The 1,574-nt window shown below is 71.9% G+C and carries 2 protein-coding genes; both read left to right on the top strand.

The genetic code is table 11. The features are described from left to right. The coding region (locus tag OOZ63_RS28825) for an SDR family NAD(P)-dependent oxidoreductase (RefSeq protein WP_266009316.1) at window positions 1–736 on the top strand (736 nt) is incomplete at its 5' end. Then, window positions 733–1,491 (top strand): SDR family oxidoreductase, encoded by a 759-nt coding sequence (locus OOZ63_RS28830; protein ID WP_266009318.1) that lies wholly within the window; start codon window positions 733–735, stop codon window positions 1,489–1,491. The genes OOZ63_RS28825 and OOZ63_RS28830, both read left to right, overlap by 4 nt. Window positions 1,492–1,574: the final 83 nt, after the last annotated feature.

The raw sequence follows: 1,574 nt of genomic DNA on the forward strand, positions 1-1,574 counted from the left end.
CGCCGCCGGCGGCGAGGCCCAGCTGCACTTGGGTGACGTGACCCGCTTCGAGGACATGGAGCTGATGGCGCGCCAGGCCCTCACGGCCTGGGGCCGCATCGACATCCTGATCAACAACGCCGGCATCCTGCGCGACAAGAGCTTCGCCAAGATGGCGCTGGACGACTTCCGCCGCGTGCTTGACGTGCATGTGATGGGCGCCGTCAATGCCACCAAGGCGGTCTGGGCACAGATGCAGGAGCAGCAGTACGGCCGCATCGTGATGACCACCTCGTCCTCGGGCCTCTACGGCAACTTCGGCCAGTCCAACTACGGCGCCGCCAAGCTGGCCCTGGTCGGCTTCATGCAGACCCTGGCGCTGGAGGGCGCCCGGCGCAATATCCGCGTCAACTGCCTGGCGCCGACGGCGGCCACCGGCATGACCCAGGGCATCCTGCCGCCGGAGGCGCTGGCCCGGCTGACGCCGGAGCGCGTCAGCCCGGCCCTGATCCCGCTGTGCGTCGAGAACGCGCCGACCCGCATGATCCTGCTGGCCGGCGCCGGCAGCTTCGAAGCAGCGCACATCACCATGACCCAGGGCCTGCATATCGCCGATACCGCGAGCGCGGGCGCGCTGCTGTGCGAGCGGCTCGACGCCGTGCGCGAGCGCGCCGGCGAGCGGGTCCCGGCCGAGGGCTGGGAGCAGTACCAGCTGGAGCTGCAGAAGGCGGCGCAGCCCGAACAGGTTGCCGCATGAGCGCGGCCACGCTGGCGGGCCAGTTGGCCTGGATCACCGGCGCCGCCAGCGGCATCGGCCTCGCGGGGGCCCAGGCCCTGGCCGAGGCCGGCGCCCTGGTGGTGCTGTCGGGCCGCCGCGCCGCGGCCCTGGAGGCGGCCGCCGCCGACATCCGCGCGCGCGGCGGCCAAGCCGAGGTCGAGCCGCTGGACGTCACCGACGCCGCGGCCGTCGCCGCCACCGCGGCGCGCATCCTGGCCCGCCACGGCGGGCGGCTGGACATCCTGCTCAACAGCGCCGGCACCAACGTCACCGCGCGCGCCTGGCGCCATCTGACCGTGGAGGGCTGGCGCCAGGTGCTGGGCACCAATCTCGACGGCATCTTCCACACGACGCTGGCCGCGCTGCCGGCCATGCGCGCGCGGCGCAGCGGCCTGGTGATCAATGTCTCGTCCTGGGCCGGCATCCACGAGCCCAAGCTGACCGGCGCAGCCTACAACGGCAGCAAGCACGCCGTGCGGGCCATGACCGAGACCATCAATATGGAGGAAGGCCCGAACGGCATCCGCGCCTGCTGCCTGTGCCCGGCCGAGGTCTCGACGCCCATCCTCGACACCCGGCCCCAGCCGCCCAGCGCCGAGGAGCGCGCCCGCATGCTGCAGCCGCAGGACCTGGGGCGCACCATCCGCTTCATCGCCGAACTGCCGCCGCAGGCCTGCATGAACCTGGTCGTGATCAGTCCGACCTGGAACCGGATGTACATCAACGACTTGTGAGTCGCGCCATCTCTTGTTGGCCAATTCTCGAGTGGCGGCTCTTCGGCGTCTCGGCCCCGGAGACCGGTTTCCGCTTTGGGTCG

Origin of the sequence: Paucibacter sp. PLA-PC-4, assembly GCF_026241155.1 — a bacterium.
GTDB lineage: Bacteria > Pseudomonadota > Gammaproteobacteria > Burkholderiales > Burkholderiaceae_C > Roseateles_E.